At 67.4% G+C, this 16,748-nt stretch carries 17 protein-coding genes and 1 riboswitch; of the genes, 9 read left to right on the top strand and 8 right to left on the bottom strand.

The genetic code is table 11. From position 1 onward, the window contains the following. Positions 1 to 7: 7 nt before the first annotated feature. Positions 8 to 1,048, bottom strand: a complete 1,041-nt coding sequence (gene cobW / locus ACK4FK_RS04410) for a cobalamin biosynthesis protein CobW (protein ID WP_409741649.1) — start codon at positions 1,046 to 1,048, stop codon at positions 8 to 10. A 114-nt stretch (positions 1,049 to 1,162) separates the two neighbouring features. After that, positions 1,163 to 1,394: riboswitch (cobalamin riboswitch) on the bottom strand. Between the two features lie 103 nt (positions 1,395 to 1,497). Between cobW and ACK4FK_RS04405 the strand changes: the two genes are divergently transcribed. Continuing rightward, positions 1,498 to 2,091, top strand: coding sequence for a HupE/UreJ family protein (locus ACK4FK_RS04405; protein WP_409741646.1), 594 nt, complete (start codon positions 1,498 to 1,500; stop codon positions 2,089 to 2,091). Positions 2,092 to 2,187: 96 nt separating this feature from the next. Here the strand turns inward: ACK4FK_RS04405 and ACK4FK_RS04400 are convergent, their stop codons facing one another. The 3 genes from ACK4FK_RS04400 to ACK4FK_RS04390 form a co-directional block, all read right to left on the bottom strand. After that, a complete protein-coding gene (locus ACK4FK_RS04400; RefSeq protein WP_409741643.1) occupies positions 2,188 to 2,682 on the bottom strand; it encodes a hypothetical protein in 495 nt (164 codons plus the stop codon). Between the two features lie 23 nt (positions 2,683 to 2,705). Then, positions 2,706 to 3,239 carry a response regulator gene (locus ACK4FK_RS04395; protein ID WP_409741641.1) on the bottom strand — a complete coding sequence of 178 codons (534 nt, stop codon included), beginning with the start codon at positions 3,237 to 3,239 and terminating at the stop codon, positions 2,706 to 2,708. Between the two features lie 176 nt (positions 3,240 to 3,415). After that, positions 3,416 to 4,774 carry a penicillin-binding protein activator gene (locus ACK4FK_RS04390; protein WP_409741638.1) on the bottom strand — a complete coding sequence of 453 codons (1,359 nt, stop codon included), beginning with the start codon at positions 4,772 to 4,774 and terminating at the stop codon, positions 3,416 to 3,418. A 55-nt stretch (positions 4,775 to 4,829) separates the two neighbouring features. Here ACK4FK_RS04390 and rsmI point away from each other — a divergent pair, with 55 nt between their 5' ends. The 8 genes from rsmI (at position 4,830) to ACK4FK_RS04350 (ending at position 11,353) form a co-directional block, all read left to right on the top strand. Continuing rightward, entirely contained in the window at positions 4,830 to 5,732 is a 903-nt protein-coding gene (gene rsmI / locus ACK4FK_RS04385; protein ID WP_409741635.1) for a 16S rRNA (cytidine(1402)-2'-O)-methyltransferase, read from the top strand. Continuing rightward, positions 5,719 to 6,081 carry a YraN family protein gene (locus ACK4FK_RS04380; RefSeq protein WP_409741633.1) on the top strand — a complete coding sequence of 121 codons (363 nt, stop codon included), beginning with the start codon at positions 5,719 to 5,721 and terminating at the stop codon, positions 6,079 to 6,081. The genes rsmI and ACK4FK_RS04380 overlap by 14 nt, the downstream gene beginning before the upstream one ends. A 55-nt stretch (positions 6,082 to 6,136) precedes the next feature. Then, positions 6,137 to 6,751 (top strand): BON domain-containing protein, encoded by a 615-nt coding sequence (locus ACK4FK_RS04375; protein WP_409741630.1) that lies wholly within the window; start codon positions 6,137 to 6,139, stop codon positions 6,749 to 6,751. A gap of 19 nt (positions 6,752 to 6,770) precedes the next feature. Beyond that, positions 6,771 to 7,607 carry a SirB1 family protein gene (locus ACK4FK_RS04370; RefSeq protein WP_409741627.1) on the top strand — a complete coding sequence of 279 codons (837 nt, stop codon included), beginning with the start codon at positions 6,771 to 6,773 and terminating at the stop codon, positions 7,605 to 7,607. A gap of 35 nt (positions 7,608 to 7,642) precedes the next feature. Next, entirely contained in the window at positions 7,643 to 8,599 is a 957-nt protein-coding gene (gene gshB, locus ACK4FK_RS04365) for a glutathione synthase (protein WP_409741624.1), read from the top strand. Beyond that, on the top strand, positions 8,596 to 9,216 hold the full coding sequence (locus ACK4FK_RS04360) for a class I SAM-dependent methyltransferase (RefSeq protein ID WP_409741621.1): 621 nt from the start codon (positions 8,596 to 8,598) through the stop codon (positions 9,214 to 9,216). The genes gshB and ACK4FK_RS04360 overlap by 4 nt, the downstream gene beginning before the upstream one ends. 183 nt (positions 9,217 to 9,399) lie before the next feature. Then, the gene (locus ACK4FK_RS04355) at positions 9,400 to 10,530 is read left to right on the top strand and encodes a DUF2336 domain-containing protein (RefSeq protein ID WP_409741618.1); all 1,131 of its coding nucleotides are present in this window, start codon (positions 9,400 to 9,402) and stop codon (positions 10,528 to 10,530) included. A 16-nt stretch (positions 10,531 to 10,546) separates the two neighbouring features. Further along, positions 10,547 to 11,353: a dienelactone hydrolase family protein gene (locus tag ACK4FK_RS04350; protein ID WP_409741615.1), complete on the top strand. Its 807-nt coding sequence runs from the start codon at positions 10,547 to 10,549 to the stop codon at positions 11,351 to 11,353. 3 nt (positions 11,354 to 11,356) lie between these two features. On the opposite strand, the gene ACK4FK_RS04345 is transcribed toward ACK4FK_RS04350, so the two are convergent. The 4 genes from ACK4FK_RS04345 to ACK4FK_RS04330 all read right to left on the bottom strand — a co-directional run bounded on the left by ACK4FK_RS04345 (position 11,357) and on the right by ACK4FK_RS04330 (position 16,731). Beyond that, positions 11,357 to 13,183: an ATP-binding protein gene (locus ACK4FK_RS04345; RefSeq protein WP_409741612.1), complete on the bottom strand. Its 1,827-nt coding sequence runs from the start codon at positions 13,181 to 13,183 to the stop codon at positions 11,357 to 11,359. 122 nt (positions 13,184 to 13,305) lie between these two features. Next, positions 13,306 to 15,087, bottom strand: coding sequence for a sensor histidine kinase (locus ACK4FK_RS04340; RefSeq protein ID WP_409741609.1), 1,782 nt, complete (start codon positions 15,085 to 15,087; stop codon positions 13,306 to 13,308). Positions 15,088 to 15,153: 66 nt separating this feature from the next. Further along, positions 15,154 to 16,308, bottom strand: coding sequence for an alanine racemase (locus tag ACK4FK_RS04335; RefSeq protein WP_409741606.1), 1,155 nt, complete (start codon positions 16,306 to 16,308; stop codon positions 15,154 to 15,156). Between the two features lie 18 nt (positions 16,309 to 16,326). Next, a complete protein-coding gene (locus tag ACK4FK_RS04330; protein WP_409741602.1) occupies positions 16,327 to 16,731 on the bottom strand; it encodes a PaaI family thioesterase in 405 nt (134 codons plus the stop codon). Between the last annotated feature and the right edge of the window lie 17 nt (positions 16,732 to 16,748).

Below are 16,748 nucleotides of genomic sequence, written 5' to 3'. Positions count from 1 at the left end.
CGTTCGGTCAGGCCGCCAGCGCGGCGCGGATGGCGGCTTCGTCCAGGCCGGCGCGGCCGATCACCACCAGCCTTGTCGCGCGATCCTCTCCGCTCTGCCAGTCGCGGTCGTAATAATGCTGCAGCCGGGCGCCCACGCCCTGCAGCACCAGCCGCATGCCCTTGCCGGCCACCGCGACAAAGCCCTTGATGCGCAGGATGTCGTGCTCGGCGATCAGCGGATTGAGCCGCGCCAGCAAAGCCTCAGGCGCCGGCTGTTCGGGCAGGGTGACGGCGAAGCTGGCGAAATCCTCATGGTCGTGATCGTCTTCGGTGTCGTGATGCGATTTGCGCGTGGCAAGATCGTCCTCGGCAGCGGCGGCCAGGCCCAGCAGGATGTCGGCTGCCACCTCACCCTGGCGCACGGGCACGGTCTTCACGCCCGGCCGCAGATGCGCCGCCAGTTCGGCCTGCACGCGTGGCAGGTCGTGCGGCGCCAGCAGATCGGTCTTGGTCAGCAGCACCAGGTCGGCGCAGCCGAGCTGGTCTTCGAACAGCTCCTCCAGCGGATTGTCGTGGTCCAGATTGGGATCGGCTGCGCGTTGCGCCGCCAATGCGGCCTCGTCATCGGCGAAGCGGCCGGCGGCGACGGCGGTGGCATCCACCAGCGTCACCACGCCGTCCACCGTGGTGCGGGTTTTCACGCCCGGCCAGGAAAAGGCCTGCACCAGCGGCTTGGGCAATGCCAGGCCCGAGGTCTCGATCACGATATGCGAGGGCGGATTCGGCCGTTCCAGCAGTTTCTGCAGCGTGGGCAGAAAATCATCGGCCACCGTGCAGCACAGGCAGCCATTGGCCAGTTCGACGATATCGTCCTCGCCGCAATCGGGCGCACCGCAGCTTTTCAGCAATTCGCCATCGATGCCCACCTCGCCGAATTCATTGACGATCAGCGCGATCCGGCGGCCACCGGCATTCTGGATCAGGTGTCGGATCAGCGTGGTCTTGCCGGCGCCGAGAAAGCCGGTGACGATGGTGGCCGGGATTTTGGTTGCCGTGGTCTTCTGCATGGATTCAAGCGTCCTGATCGCATGACGCCGTCGCGGAACAGGAGCGCCGATCCGCCGCTGCGATGGGGCAGGATGGCACAACCCGGTCGCCGGCACACCCCGTCCAGCGGTTCCGCTTCGACCGAAAGCGATGGCAGGTCTCCGGGCTTGCGGGTCGATGCGGATCGCGCGCCTTCCCGGACGACGCAATATTCTGTCCAGTGGCCTGTTGCGCGCCGCTCACCGCCTACCGTAGCGGGGGCTGCCGCGGCTTTGGGCATTTGCCTTCCGGCCGCCCGCACCGCATTCCCTTTTCATCACCGTGTCGGCCAAGCCGGCACGGCGAACCATCGCGGCGGACCGTAAGCTTCCGGTTCTGCCTTGTCAAACCGCTGCCCGGCCTTGTCAAATCCAGCCCGCTTGGGCACAAAGGGGCCGGGTGGGTTGCAACTACGCCAAGAGGGTTCCCGATGTCGTTTCACCGCACGCTGACCATGTCCGCCATGTTGGTCCTGGCCGCAGGCACCGCTTTCGCCCATCCCGGCCATCCGGGCGGCGATCAGGCCGTGCTTGGTTTCGCCGGCGGCTTCGCGCATCCCTTCCACGGCTTCGACCACCTCCTGGCGATGATCGCCGTCGGCCTCTGGGCGATCCAGCATGGCGGACGCGCCCTGTGGCTGCTGCCGCTGTCCTTCGTGGTGCCGATGGCGGGCGGCTTTGCCCTGGCGCTGGCCGGCGTCACGCTGCCCGGCGTCGAGGCCGGTATTGCGCTGTCGGTGCTGATCCTCGGTCTGGCCGTTGCCTTCGCGGTGCGTCCGCCGCTGACCGCCGCCATGGCGGTGACCGCCGCTTTCGCAATGCTGCATGGCCATGCCCATGGCACAGAGATGGGCGATGCCTCGCAGGCCCCGCTGTATGCCGGCGGCATGGTGCTGGCCACCGCCCTGCTGCATGCCGGCGGCCTGCTCGGTGCCCGCCTGGCGCAGCAATTGGCCCTGCCGATGCTGACCCGCGCCGCCGGCGCCGCCGTGGCGCTGGCCGGCATCGTCATCCTTGTCGGTTGAGGCTTTATCTAGCCCTCATCGCGGAACCGCGTTACTGGATCGTGGCCGGCGCCGCAGCGCTGGCCGTCCTGGTGCCATGGCAGGCTATCTAGGCTTCTAGACGCTTTTATGCCGCTCGATGGCCTGGCGCAGGGCAGCCAGCAGCTCCTGCTCCAGCTTGCCGCCTTCACCCTCTATGCGCTGGCCCATCACCACATACAGGGCGTCGATCTGGGCGGCGATGATGTCGAGCTGCAGCGGCGAGGGCTGGTCGATGCCCTTGACGAAATCGTTCAGCGACTTGGCGAATTCGGTCAGCAGGGGGTAATTGAACATCCCGCCGGCGCCCTTGATGTCGAGCGACAGCATGCGGATGGCCCGCATGGCCCGGTCTGCCTGTTCGCCGCGCGCGACATCCTCCAGGGCGGCGCGCAGCTGCTTCAGCTTGTCGGAGACATCCAGGCTGAGCGCGTCCCTGGCCTTTTCCACCACCGTTTCCAGACGGCGCAGTTCCGCCGGTTCCAGCTTGAGGCGAAAGCCCTTGCTGAAATTCACCGCCTTGCGGCGCAGATCCTGCTGGGGCGGCAGGAATTCCGGTTTTTTTCTGGCCATTCAGGAAATGCTATGCGGCGGGATCACAGGGCATCCGAAGGCAGGCGCCGCTCGGGGCCGGCATAGTCGTCGCTGCGCCGTCGCCGCCGGTCGGGGCCGAAATACTCGTCGATGCGCACGAACTGGCGCGGGCGGGCAATCGCCGAAACCAGCCGGGTGTAGAAGGCATTGACGGTATAGGGCTTGGCAACGAATTCGGAAACGCCGCAATCGCGGGCGCGGCAGACATATTCCTCTTCCGAATTGGCCGTCATCATCACGATGGGCATCATGCGGTTGGGCGAGCCCGGATCGTTGCGGATCCAGTGCACGATATCCATGCCGGTGCGGCCCAGCTTCTCGTCGCGCAACGCCCATTCGGTGATCATCACGTCCGTGCGGCCCAGGCGCAGCACGGCCAGCGCGCTGTCGTAATCGCGCGCGCGGTCCAGATACTGCGCGTCCAGCATCATCAGCACGTCGCGGACCATCTGGCCCATGACCCGGTTCGGCTCGACAATCAGGAAATTGATCTTCGAGAAATCGATACGCTCGTGATCGGCCATGCTTTCACTCATCGCAGGATCCCTCCCGCCAGGGAACCGGAAAAAGGATAGGAAAAAAAATAGTACTAGAAAGACGCCAGCGTATGAAGCCCGTCTAGGTAGTAATTGCGGCTGAATATGCGGATATCACGGCTATGCCGGCGACGGCAGTTATTTCCCGGTAATGCGACGGGATGCGGCAGGCTGCGTCAGTTGGCGGGCTGCTGAAAACTGGCCGGGGCCGGATCGATGACGCGGCTGCCGCGGCGTTGCACTTCCAGCACGGCGAGGCCGCGCTGAACAAGCCCGTCGGGCAGGAAGCGGAAAATTCCGTCATAACCGGCGAAGCCGTCCGGATTGGTCAGGGCCGCATCGCTGAACGGCGCAGGATCCTCGCGGCGCGCCAGGATGCCAACCAGTGCCGTGGTATCGTAGGCTAGGCTGGCCAGGCGTACCGGCCGGCGGCCGAAAGCCTGTTCGAAACGCCGGCTGAACTCGGCAAAGCCCTCGGGCGCCGGCGCGGCATACCAGCCGCCCACCAGGGCCGGCTCGCTGCCAAGGCCCGCATCCTCCCACAGGCCGGTCCCCAGAAAACGGACGGTGCGCGGATCGATGTCGAAATAGGGCAAAAGCGGTGCCAGCGCACGCAGGCGGGCGCCACCTTCGGGCAGCAGCACGGCATCCACCGGCCGGGCCAGATGGGACTCGGCGGTCTCGGCGGGCGCGGGTTCTTCCGTGCTGCGTGGCGGCAGGGCGCGCAGGCCGGTGGCGAAGCGCCGCACCACCGGCGTCAGATCGGCGGTGTCACCAGGATAACGGTCCTGCCGCAGCAACTGGCCGCCAGTCTGCCGGGTGGCCAGATCGGTCGCCTGCGCCACGGCGTTGCCATAGGCCGAGTCCGGCGCCAATAGGGCAAAGCGCGTCATGCCGCGGGTGCGCGCAAAGCCGATCACGCGCTCGACCTGCTGGTCGGGGGTGAAGCCGAGCAGGAAAACGCCGTTGCCGGCCACGCTGCGGTCGGTGGAGAAACTCAGGACCTTCACGCCGCGTTCGCGCGCCAGCGGGCCGACCGCTGCGGCCTCGTTGGCAAATAGCGGCCCGATGATGATCTGGGCGCCTTCGGCCATGGCCTGCTGCGCCACGGCGGCGGCTTTTTCGGGCTGGCCCTCGGTGTCGCGCGGCAGCAGGGCCAGCCGGTCGTCGGCCAGATCGAACAACGCCATCTGCGCCGCATCCAGCAGGGCGCGTCCCAGGCCGGCATGGGGGCCGCTCAGCGGCGCCAGGAAGGCGATGCGGATCACGTTGCCATCGCCGGGGCGCACAAGCATCGGGCCGGGCAGGGGCTGGGTCTCGATCGCCAGCGAAGGCGCGGCCGGGCGCGGCATCTGCGGGGCGGGCTGCCCGGTCGGCGGAATGTTGGCCTGCCTGCCGGGCGGGGATGCGGGCTGCGGCGCCACGCGCTGAGGTGCGCCGGGCCCGATCCGTTCCAGCAGGCCGGGCAGGCCGCCCTGGACCGTGCCGCCCTGGCAGGCGCCGAGCGTTAGCGGCAGGGAAAGGGCTGCCAGCATAGACAGCGCGGAAAGGCCCGCTTTAAGGTAATGCACGCAGCTCATTCCGACGCCCATGACAAACCCGATCCTGCCGCTGCCCGAAGCTCTGCTCTCCGGGGTGGACGCGGCGCAATTCACCCCCGGCTTATATCTGGTGGCCACCCCCATCGGCAACGCCGCCGATATTACCCTGCGGGCCCTGGCCCTGCTGAGGCGGGCCGACCTGGTTGCCTGCGAGGACAGCCGGGTGACCGGGCCGTTGCTGCAGCGCTACGGCATCAAGGCCCATCTATTGCCATACCACGAGCATAATGCGGCGAAAGTGCGGCCCCAGTTGATCGAAAAGCTGCAGGGCGGCGCGGTGGTGGCGCTGGTTTCCGATGCCGGCACGCCACTGATCAACGATCCGGGCTACAAGCTGGTGAAGGATTGCATTGCCGCCGGCCTGCATGTCACTGCCCTGCCGGGGGCCTCGGCCGTGCCCACCGCGCTTTGCCTCTCGGGCCTGCCCAGCGACCGGTTCCTGTTTGCCGGGTTCCCGCCGCCCAAATCGGCGGCCCGGCGAAGCTGGCTGGCCGAGCTGAAATCCGTGCCGGCCACGCTGGTGCTGCTGGAAAGCGCCCAGCGCCTGGCCGACAGCCTGGCTGACATGGCCGCCATGCTGGGAGCGCAGCGCGAGGCGGCGGTGGCACGTGAGCTGACCAAGAAATTCGAGGAGGTACGCCGCGGCGGCCTGGGCGAGCTGGCGGCGCATTATGCCGAGCATGGCCCGCCGAAGGGGGAGGTCACGCTGGTGATCGGGCCGCCGCCGGCCGCCGCCGCGCCAAGCGACGCCGACCTGGACGCGGCGCTGGCCGAGGCGATGGCGCGGCTGCCGCTGCGCCAGGCGGTGGACGAGGTGGCCACCCTACTCGGCCTGTCGCGCAAGCCGGTCTATGCGCGTGCCCTTGAACTGCGCGACGATGGAGAAGATTGACCGCGACAGCCGCAACCGCACCGGCCGCCGCGGCGAAAGCATGGCGGCCTGGTGGCTGCGTCTGCAGGGCTATCGCATCCTGGCGCGCAACTGGCGCCATCCCTCCGGCGAAATCGACATCCTGGCCCGTCGCGGCCCGCTGCTGGTGGCCGTGGAGGTGAAATGGCGCGCCGAGCAGGATCGTGCGGCAGAGGCGATCCAGGCGGCCCAGCGCCGTCGCATTGCGCAGGCGGCTGCGGTATTCTTGTCCCGGCAACCCGATGCCGCCGCCCTGTCGCTGCGCTTCGATGCCGTGCTGCTTGCCCCCGGGCGGCTGCCGCGCCATATCCGCGATGCCTGGCGGATCTGAGCGGCCGCGCCGGCCGGGATTTGTTTTGGTTCCATCACAGGCAGGGGAGTCGTCCGTGCGTTCATCCAAACATCTGCGTTTCGTTCCGCTGATTCTGCTCCTTGCCGCCGCGCCGCTGCTCAGTGGCTGCGTCGGCCTGGCCGTCGGTGCGGGTGCGACGGCCGGCATCGCCGCCGCCGAGGAGCGTGGCGCCAAGAACGCCGCCAACGACAAGGGCATTCAGCTGCTGATCAACGACAAGCTGCTCAAGGAGAACCAGTATCTGTGGCGCAAGCTGTCGATCACGGTGGTCGAGGGCCGTGTGCTGCTGACCGGCGTGGTGGGTACGGAATTTTCCCGCGACGAGGCCACCCGCCTGGCTTGGGCGGCATCCGACCGCATCCACGAAGTGATCAACGAACTGCAGGTGACGTCGTCGGGCGATCTGATCGATTCCGCCAACGATACCTGGATCACCACGCAGTTGCGCGCCAAGCTGGCCACCGATAAGAGCATCGTCGACATCAACTACTCGATCGAGACGGTGAACGGCACGATCTATCTGATCGGCCTGGCGCAGAGCGAGGACGAGCTTCAGCGCGTGACCGAGCATGCGCGCGTGATCAAGGGCGTCCGGCGCGTGGTCAGCCATGTGTGGCTGAAGACCGATCCGCGTCGCCGGCCCGTGTAACCCGCAGGCGGCCAGTGCGATGGGCGGTGCGATGGGCGACACGGAGGCAATCGAAACAGCCCTGAAAGCCCTCGGCGCCGCCCCCGATGACGGCCTCGACATCGCCGAGGCGGCCCTGCTGCTGGCCGCGCTTGACCGCCCCGCGATCGATCTCATGCCCTATCGCCGCCATCTGGGTGATATCGCCGCTGCGCTCAGCCGCGTCGATGCCGGTCCCGAAGTGGCGCCGCGCGCCATGGCGCTGGCCGGGGTGATCGGCGTGGAGTTCGGCTATCGCGGCGATACCGAGACCTATGACGATCCGCAGAATGCCGACCTGATCCGGGTGATCGACCGTCGCATGGGCCTGCCGGTGGCGCTGGGCATCCTCTACATCTACGCGGCCAAGGCCCAGGCCTGGCCGGTCAGCGGCCTGGATTTTCCCGGCCATTTCCTGATCCGGCTGGAAGGCGAGGATGGCGGCCTGGTGCTCGACCCCTTCCATGGCGGAAGGATCGCGGCGCCACCCGAGATGCAGGATCTGCTGCGCCGCATGGGCGGCGGCGAGGATGTGCGGCCTGAACACATGCGGCCGATGAGCGCACGCGAGGTGCTGCTGCGCCTGCAGAACAACATCAAGGGGCGTGCCTGGCGCGCGGGCGATCTCGAGCGCACGGCCGAAACGCTGCGGCGCATGCTGCTGGTGGCGCCGAATTTCGCGGCGGCCTGGCGCGAGCTCGGCGTGGTCGAGGGCAAGCTCGGCCGTATCCGCCAGGCGATCGCCGCCACCGAACGGTTCCTCATGCTGGCGGGGGACGAGGCGGCAAGTCTTGAGGCCGAAGCCTTCCTGCGCCACATTCGACTGCAGCTCAACTAGAAAATCGCGTCTCCCACAAACAGAAGGACTGTGCCATGGCTCTCAAGGTGGCGATCCAGATGGACCCCATCGAACATATCGATTTCGATGGCGACAGTTCCTTCATGCTGGGTCTGGAGGCCGAGCGGCGCGGCTATACGCTGATCCACTATCTTGCCAAGGATTTGAGTTTCCGCGACGGCCGCGTGCTGGCCCGGGCCCGGCCATTGCGCCTGCGGTACGAGCGCGGCAACCACTACACGCTGGGCGAGCCGGCGCTGGTGGACCTAGCCGAGATGGATGTTGTGCTGATGCGTCAGGACCCGCCCTTCGACATGGCCTACATCACCGCCACCCATATTCTGCAGCACATCCATCCCAGGACGCTGGTGGTGAACAACCCGGTGGCCGTGCGCAATGCGCCGGAAAAGCTGTATGTCACCCATTTCGACGGCGTGATGCCGCCCACCCTGATCTCGTCCGACATGGAGGCGATCAAGTCGTTTCGCGCCGAGCATGGCGACATCATCCTGAAACCCCTGTTCGGCAATGGCGGCGCCGGCGTGTTCCGGCTGCGGCCTGACGATGAGAATCTGGGTTCGCTGCTCGAGATGTTCACCAAGCTCTCGCGCGAGCCGGTGATCGTGCAGCGCTACCTGCCTGAGGTGCGCCAGGGCGACAAGCGCATCATCCTGATCGACGGTCGCCCCGCCGGCGCGGTCAATCGCGTGCCGGCCAAGGGCGAGGCGCGTTCCAACATGCATGTCGGCGGCCGGCCGGAAAAATCCACGCTCACCGACCGCGACCGCGAGATCTGCGACATCATCGGACCGCATCTCAAGCGCGAGGGCCTGATTTTCGTCGGCATCGATGTGATCGGCGGCTACCTCACCGAGATCAACGTCACCTCGCCCACCGGCATCCAGCAGATCAACCGTTTCGACGGCGTGCGGCTGGAAGCCGAGATATGGGATGCCATCGAGGATGCGCTGAAGCGGCGCGTGCTGGCATGACCGGCGCGCGCGAGCAGCACTGGCAGGAAGTCTACTCGACCAAGGGCGAGATGGAGGTGAGCTGGTTCCAGGACCGGCCGCAGACTTCGCTCGGCCTGATCGCGCAGACCGGTCTGGTGCCAGCGGCCGCATCCGTCATCGACATCGGCGGCGGCGCCTCGCGGCTGGTCGATGCGCTGCTGGCGGAGGGCTGGCGCGATATCACCGTACTCGACATTGCCAGCGCGGCCCTGGCCCGGGCGCAGGCGCGGCTGGGCGACGGCGCGGCCCGCGTCGACTGGATCGTGGCCGACATTACCGCATGGCAGCCGCAGCGGCGCTACGATCTGTGGCATGACCGCGCGGTGTTTCATTTCCTCACCGCGCCCGAAGATCGCGCCGCCTACAAGGCGGCTCTGAGCACTGCGGTTCCCGCTGGCGGCCACGTGGTGATCGGCAGCTTCGCGCTCGATGGGCCTGAGCGCTGCAGCGGCCTGCCGGTGCGGCGCTACAGCCCCGAAAGCCTGCAGACGGAACTCGGCGAAGGATTCGTACTCCAGCAGTCTTTGTTGGAGGGGCATCAGACGCCGGCCGGGCGCATGCAGAATTTCCAGTTCAGCCGCTTCCGCCGCGTTTAGGCCGGCCCCGGTAAATCCAATCGGTTGAATCCGGCGGCCTGCGACGCGCGGATCGTGCAGCCAGCGGCTGCATACAGAAGTAAACGGCGTGCCGCGTGGCAGCGGCGCCGCGATTTGATCGTGACATTTCGGCTTCCTTTGCTATTGTCCGCCGCCAACATCGGACCGCGGGGCAGGATTTCGGTGTCAGACGGGGCGTTTCTCAGTATCCAGGATGTCGAGCGGCTGCTGGCGGATCCATCGCCGGCGGCGCGGGCCGACACGGCCGCGAAAGTCGCGCGCGCCTATGGCGGCCGCACGCTGACCGCGACGGAGCGCCAACTCGCGCAGGCGATCATCGCGGCGCTGGCCCGCGATGCGGAAGCCAGCGTACGCCAGGCCCTGGCCGAGCACCTGCGCGACAGTCCCGAACTGCCGCACGGCATGGCCCTGCGGCTGGCGCGCGACATCGCCGCCGTGGCAACGCCGCTGCTGCGGCATTCGCCGGTTTTCAGCGATGCCGACCTGATCGAGCTGCTGCAGGCGGTGTCGCCGCAGCACCAGTCGGCCATCGCCGGCCGTCCCGCAGTGTCGACCGATCTTGCCGATGCGCTGATCGCTTATGCGGCCGAGCCCGCCGTGGTGGTGCTGATGAACAATCGCGGTGCCCGCATAGGCCCCGCGCAAATGGATCGCGCGCTGGACCGGTTCCCCGACAGCCGTGGCCTGGGCGATGCGCTGGCGCGCCATCCGAACCTGCCGCCGAAATTCGCCGCGCGGCTGATCGCGCAGATTTCCGATACGCTGCGCGAGGCGCTGATCGCGCGCTACCAGATTCCGCCCGCCATGGCGGCCGACACCATGATGCAACTGCGCGAGCGCACGCTGCTCGGCCTGCTGGGCGACGGCGCCGAACCGCCGGCCTTGGCCGATCTGGTCGCCGACCTGCAGAAACGCGGCCAGCTCAGCGGCATGCTGGTGCTGCGTGCGCTGTCCGGCGGCGATCTGGCCTTTTTCGAACAGGCGCTGGCGCAGCTTGCCGGCATATCGCTGGGCAATGCGCGACTGCTGATCCACGATCCCGGCCGGCGCGGATTGACCGCGATCTACCAGCGCTGCCGCCTGCCGCAGGATTACTTCAAGATGGTCGAGGCGGTGATCGAGTTGGCGCGTGGCTTCGATTTCATGCGTGGCGCCGCCGAACGGGCGGAATTCGCCGAGATGGTCACCGCGATGGTGCTGGCCGACTTCACCGTCCTGTGGGACCCCCAGGAACAGCGCTGGCTAGCCCGCCGGCGCTCGCGCGCCCAGGCGGCGCAACGGATGGCGGCCTGAACGGGCGCCGCAGATCATGATCGCTGTGCCGACTAACAGTCTTACCAGCGAAAGCCTCACGATCCCCAGCCGTGTTGTCGACCCGGTGCTGTGCCGGCCGTTTACCATAAATGCCACCTACTATCCGCCCGCCGATACGGCAGGCCCTGCCCCGCTGGTGGTGTTCAACCACGGATCTACCGGGCAGGGCGCCGACCGTGGCCGCATCCCGCGCCGGGCGGTGCTGCGCTACGAGAGTCAGGCGCGCTATTTCCATGATCGCGGCTTCGCCTTCGTCGCACCGATGCGGCGTGGCCGCGGCGGCTCGGAAGGCGAATACCTGGAAAGCTACGAGTGGAATGCGCTCAAGCTTGCCGAAGGGCTGCAGCATGCGCTGGACGACGTAGGCGCGACGGTGAATTTCATGCGGCAGCGGTCTGACATCGACGCGCGCCGCATCCTGGTGGCGGGGCATTCGCGCGGTGGCCTGCTCAGCGTCGTTTATGCCGGTCTGCACCCGGCCGGACTGGTCGGCAGCATCAATTTCGCCGGCGGCTGGATCGCCGAAAACGGCATGATGGAGGACTTCAACCGGGAGGTCTTCGTGCGGGCCGGAGCCGGGGCCGAGGCGCCCTCGCTGTGGCTGTATGCCGAGAACGATCGCCATCACAGCACGGCCATGATCCGGCGCTGGCACGATGCCTATACCGGCGCCGGCGGCAGTGCGGAATTGTATCTCTTCGGTCCGGTCGATGACGACGAAGGCCACCAGCTGCTGGAGCGGCCCGGCCTGTGGCAGTCGGCAATGGATGCCTTTCTGCACCAGCTCGGCTTTTTCTGGTAGGCGTCACTCCCGGCGCGTGCGCTCGGGCGGAAAGCTCACGGTGATCAGCGTGCCCTTGCCGGGCGCGCTGTCGATGTCGATGCGGCCCTGGTGGGCCTGCACGAAGGCACGCACCAGCGACAGGCCCAGGCCGATGCCGCCGAAACTGCGGCTCAGCTTGCTGTCGGCCTGCTCGAAGGGGTCGAAGATGCGCTTCTGATCCTGTGGCGCGATGCCGATACCGTGATCGCGCACCGAGAACGACAAGGCGCCATTCTCTCCGTCCAGGCGGGCACCGACCTCGACGGCGGCGCCGGGCGGCGAAAACTTCAGCGCGTTACCGATCAGGTTGATCAGGATCTGACGCACCAGCCGCGCATCGGCATGCAGGTTCGGCAAGCCGGCCGGAATTTGTGCGCTGATCAGGGCGTCGGCGCGTTCGAACTGCCGGCCAGCCAGCCTGATGCTGGTATCGATCTCCTCGCCGAGATCAACCAGGCCCTCATGCAGCACGATCTGGTTGGCCTCGATGCGGGCCAGGTCGAGGATGTCATTGATCACCGCCAGCAGGTGTCGGCCACTGCTGTAGATGTCGTCGATATACTCGGCATAGCGTGGCGAGTCGGTACCGAACATCTTCTGCCGGATGATGTCCGAGAAGCCGATTATGGCGTTCAGCGGCGTGCGCAGCTCGTGGCTCATGTTGGCCAGGAAGATCGATTTGGCCTGGCTGGCGCGCAGCGCGGCGTCCCGCGTCTGGCTCACTTCCCGCAGCAGTTCCTCCAGCTTCGCATGCTGGTCCTGCAGCTGCACGCTGGCCTGCTGCTGGTCGGTGACGTCCACCAGGATCAGGGCGCGGTCGCCATGCGGCAGCCGGCGCAGGCTGGCGCGGACCCAGCCGCGACCCGGCAGTTCCAGCAGTGGCCGCCCGGCCGCGCGGCGCGCGGCGGTACCGGGCGGCTCGGCCTCCAGGCTGTCGGTCAGGTCGCCGGGCATGCCGGCCCGCCGCAGCAGCGGCATCAGGGCATCGCCGCGCCGCAGCTCCACCTCGTTCAGGCCCAGCATCGGGGGGAATCGGTTGTTCCACAGCAGGATGCGGCCCAGATCGTCGAAAAAGACAAAGGCCTCGCTGCTGTCGGCGATATCGAGCAGTTCGTCCTGGGCGCGGCGGATGCGCTCGTACAATGCGGTGTTTTCCGCGCTCAGGCGCCAGTTGCGCAGCAGCACCCGATGCAGCACGCGGTTGGCGATGATCATCGCCGCCACATAGCCGGCGATCAGCACGCCCATGCCATAGCCGATCACGCCGCCCTGCAGCAGGAAATACACGGCATAGGGCCAGGCCACGTTGCCGATGAAGGCAGCCCCGGCCGCCGGCATCAGCGCCAGCGCCGGCGCCGATCCGCCGATCACGCCGGCGATCACCGCCACCAGCAGAAGCTGGCTGGAAGAATCCATCTGCGGCATGGCCAGCGCGGCGGCACCCCAGACCAGGCCGGAAAAGCCAGCCACCACGATATCGAAGGGCTGCTGCCAGCGCGGCGGCGCCTCGGGCCGCTGGCGACCGCGCACAAACCAGTCCAGCACGATGACCGCGACCGCCAGCATGTGCAGCAGCCACCAACCCGGAATCCATTCGGCCCGGGTCTGCTGCCACAGCAGAAGGCTGGTCACACTGGGAAACACCACCGTGGTGCCGGCATAGATCAGCAGCACCATCTGGAAGCTGCTGTGGAACGGCGCGCCGGCCGCAGACATGGCATCGTCCGCGCCAAGGGGTGTGGTGGTCGCGCCGCCATAACCGCCAGCAGAGGCGCCGCGGGGGGCGTTATATGGGGAGGGCTGCGACATGGCTGGTTGGGAAATTTCGCGGCCCAATCAACCGTAAATCATGCCCGCCGTCCAACACGCTCTGCGCCGGTAACCGCTTTTTTATGTCCTTTGCGCGGATTTGCCGCGCCTTTGGCCGGGAATCAGGCCTTGCCGGTGCGTTCGGCCGGAAAGGTTGCGGTGATCAGGGTGCCCTTGCCGGGCGCGCTGTCGATGCCGATGCGGCCCTGATGAGCCTTCACGAAGGCGCGTACCAGCGACAGGCCCAGGCCGACGCCGCCGTAATTGCGGCTGAGCTGAGTATCGGCCTGCTCGAAGGGATCGAAGATGCGGGCCTGATCCTGGGGCGCAATGCCGATGCCGTGATCCTGCACCCAGAGCACGATCTCGCCGGTCTCGCTGTCCAGGCGGGCGCCGGCTTGCACCGTCATGCCGCTGGGCGAGAATTTCAGCGCGTTGCCGATCAGGTTGATCAGAATCTGGCGGATCAGGCGGGCATCGGCATGCAGGGGCAGCAGGCCGTCGGGCACGGTCACGCTCACGGCATGGGCAGCGCGGCCGTAATGCGAAGCCGCCAGGCGGGCGCAGACCGGGATTTCCTCGTCCAGCATCACGTCGCTTTCGTGCAGCACGATCTGGTTGGCCTCGATGCGGGCCAGATCGAGGATGTCGTCGATCACCGCCAGCAGATGCCGCGCGCTGCCATTGATGTCGTTCAGGTATTCGTCGTATTTCGGCGAGGTCGCGCCGAACATCTTTTTCTGCACGATGTCGGAAAAGCCGATGATGGCATTCAGCGGCGTGCGCAGCTCGTGACTCATGTTGGCCAGGAAGATCGACTTGGCCTGACTGGCGCGCAGGGCGGCGTCGCGTGCCTGGCTCACCTGGCGGAACAGTTCCTCCAGCCTTGCATTCTGCGCCTGCAACTGCGCGCTGGCCTGCTGCTGCGCGGTTTCGTCGCTGAAGATCAGCGCGTGGTCGCCCTGCGGCGTTGCGCGCCGTTCCACCTGCACCCAGCGCCCGTTCGGCAGCTGCAGCATGCCGCCGGCGATTTCGCTGGTCGCCAGCAGGTCGGGCAGGCCGGCCCGGCGCAGCAAGGCCTCGAAATGCGCGCCGCGTTTCAGCGCCGACTCATCCAGGCCCAGCAGGGCCGGCAGCCGGCGGTTCCACAGCAGCAACTGGCCCTCGGCGTCGAGGAAGGCGAAAGCCTCCGTGCTCTCGGCGATGTCCAGCAATTCGGTCTGGGCGGCGCGGATGCGGTCGTAGAGCGCCCGGTTCTCTTCGTATAGCCGGCGATTGCGCCGGATCACGCCGTTGACGATGCGGTTGGTCAGCACCATGGCGCCGACATAGAGGATCGACAGCACCGCCATGGCCAGGCTGACCGGCGTGCCCTGCTGGATGAAGAACACGATATAGGGCGCCGCGGTGAGCAGCATGAAGGTGGCGGCGGCACTGGGTACGACCGCCAGCGTGGCGGCCGACCCCGCGATCATGCCGGCGGCCACCATGATCACCAGCAACTGTTGCTGTTCGCTCAACAGCGGCAGGAACAGCGCCGCAACGCCCCAGCTCGCACCCGAGATCGCGGCGGCGACGGTGTCATAGCGGCGCATGCGCTGGCGATTGCCAGCAGGCGCGGCGCGGCGCGGCCGGGCGAGCCAGCGGAAAAGCATGTAGATGGCGGGAACGGAATGCAGCAGCCACCAGGCAACCAGCCACTCGACCGGCACCGCGCTGGACAGCAGCAGCGCCAGGGCGCTGGCATTGATCAGGGTAACGCCGGCATTGATCGGCACAACCTGGCGGAAACTGCCCAGAACGGGGTCATGCAGCCGGCTGCGGGGTGCCGCCGCGGCGTGCAGGGCCTCGGACAGAGTCTCGCCGGCAGCCGGGCCGGCAATCGGCAGGTCTGGATTGTTCATCCGGGAATTGTCCCCCTGCCAGGACTCAACCGGAAAAGGCACCGGCGATGCAACGCATCTTTTTGATTACCAGCCGTTCACACGATCCCATTCGGCGATCACCGCGGGGTTACCGCCCGCATCGCGGCCGCCATCCACCACGTGATAGCGGTCATACATTGCACCCGTCATGCAGACATGGTTGGGCAGCACGCGCAGGCGGCTGCCCGGCGGGTGGGCGGCAAATTCCACAGCATGGCCCTGCATTGATCCGATCAGGCCATGTTCCTGATGCACATCATGGATGGCCAGGCCCGGCAGGGGCAGGGCATCGCCCGGCCGGCAGACCCGGCCATAGCCCGTGCCCGGCGCATGCTCGTTGGCGCCGGTATCCTTGGAGAGCGCAAGTCCGCCGGCATCGATCAGCAGATGATTGCGGCCATGATGGTGGCTCACCACGCTGGCCAGAACGCTGACCGCGATATCTTCCATGCCGCAGCAGCCAAGCCCGGCCTGGAACAGGTCGAAGAACACGAAATTGCCGGGCCGCATCTCGGTGATGCCGTCCAGAGTCCTGGCAAACAGCGCCGTCGGCGTCGAGCCGATCGAGACGATGGCGCAGTCATGCCCCGCCGCACGCAGGCGCGAGGCCGCCAGCAGCACGGCCTGGCGTTCGTCCTCGGCGATGCGCTCGATCTCGGGGATGTTTTTCGCATGATAGGAGTGGCCGGCATGGGTCAGCACGCCGGCGAGCATCGCGCCGGGTTGCGACAGCGCCTGCGCCAGCGGCAGCAGCAGATCGGAATCCGGCGCGATGCCGGCGCGGCCCAGGCCGCAATCGATCTTGATCAGCACGGCAAACCTCACGCCCAGCGCGCGGCCCCGCTCGGCGATGGCCCGTGCCACGTCCAGGTTGTCGGTGATCAGCTTCAGGCCCGGCGCGTCCCGCATGATGGCGGCCGCCTGCGGCAGTTTCGCGGGCGCCATCGGCACGGCATAGGTGATGTCGGTGAAGCCGGCTTTGGCGAAATAGGCGGCCTCGGCCAGCGTCGATACGGTGAGCGGGCCACCCTTGCCGACAGCCAGTTCGGCCACCATCGCCGATTTCGCCGTCTTCAGATGCGGCCGCAGGGTGACGCCCAGGTCGCGGGCGCGACCCTGCATGCGGGCGATGTTGTTGAGCAGCCTTTGCCGGTCGAGGATCAGCGAGGGCGTGGGCAGGTCGGCAAGTGTGATTGTCATGTGTCCCGCATAATCCGTTTACGCGCGCGGCGCCAGCACGAGCTGCGTCTGCGTCACGATGGCGGCGAGCTTGCCGTCGGCCCGGCTGATTTTCGTCTGCCAGACCTGGGTGGTGCGGCCGCGGTGGATCGGCGTGCATTCGGCATGGGCTGTCTCGCCGGCCGGAATGGCGGCCAGGAAGTTGGTCTTGCTCTCGATCGTGGTGGTGCCCCAGCCCTCGCCCAGATTGGCCTTCAGCCAGGCCATGGTGGCCACGGCGCCCAGCGTGTCGGCGAAGGCCATAACCGCGCCGCCATGCAGCACGGCCGGCCGGGTGCACAGATCGGCCCGCACCGGCAGTTCGGCGGTCACCCGGTCGGGGCTGACCGAGGTGATGGTCAGGCCCATGAGATCGGCGAAGGGCAGACTGGTCTCGGCGGTCATGGCGTCACTCCTTCTCG

It is taken from the genome of Ferrovibrio sp., from assembly GCF_046297895.1.
In the GTDB taxonomy this organism is placed as follows: Bacteria; Pseudomonadota; Alphaproteobacteria; order Ferrovibrionales; family Ferrovibrionaceae; genus Ferrovibrio.
The sequence above is the reverse complement of the archived record's forward strand: the minus strand, read 5'-3'. Positions and strand labels throughout refer to the sequence as shown.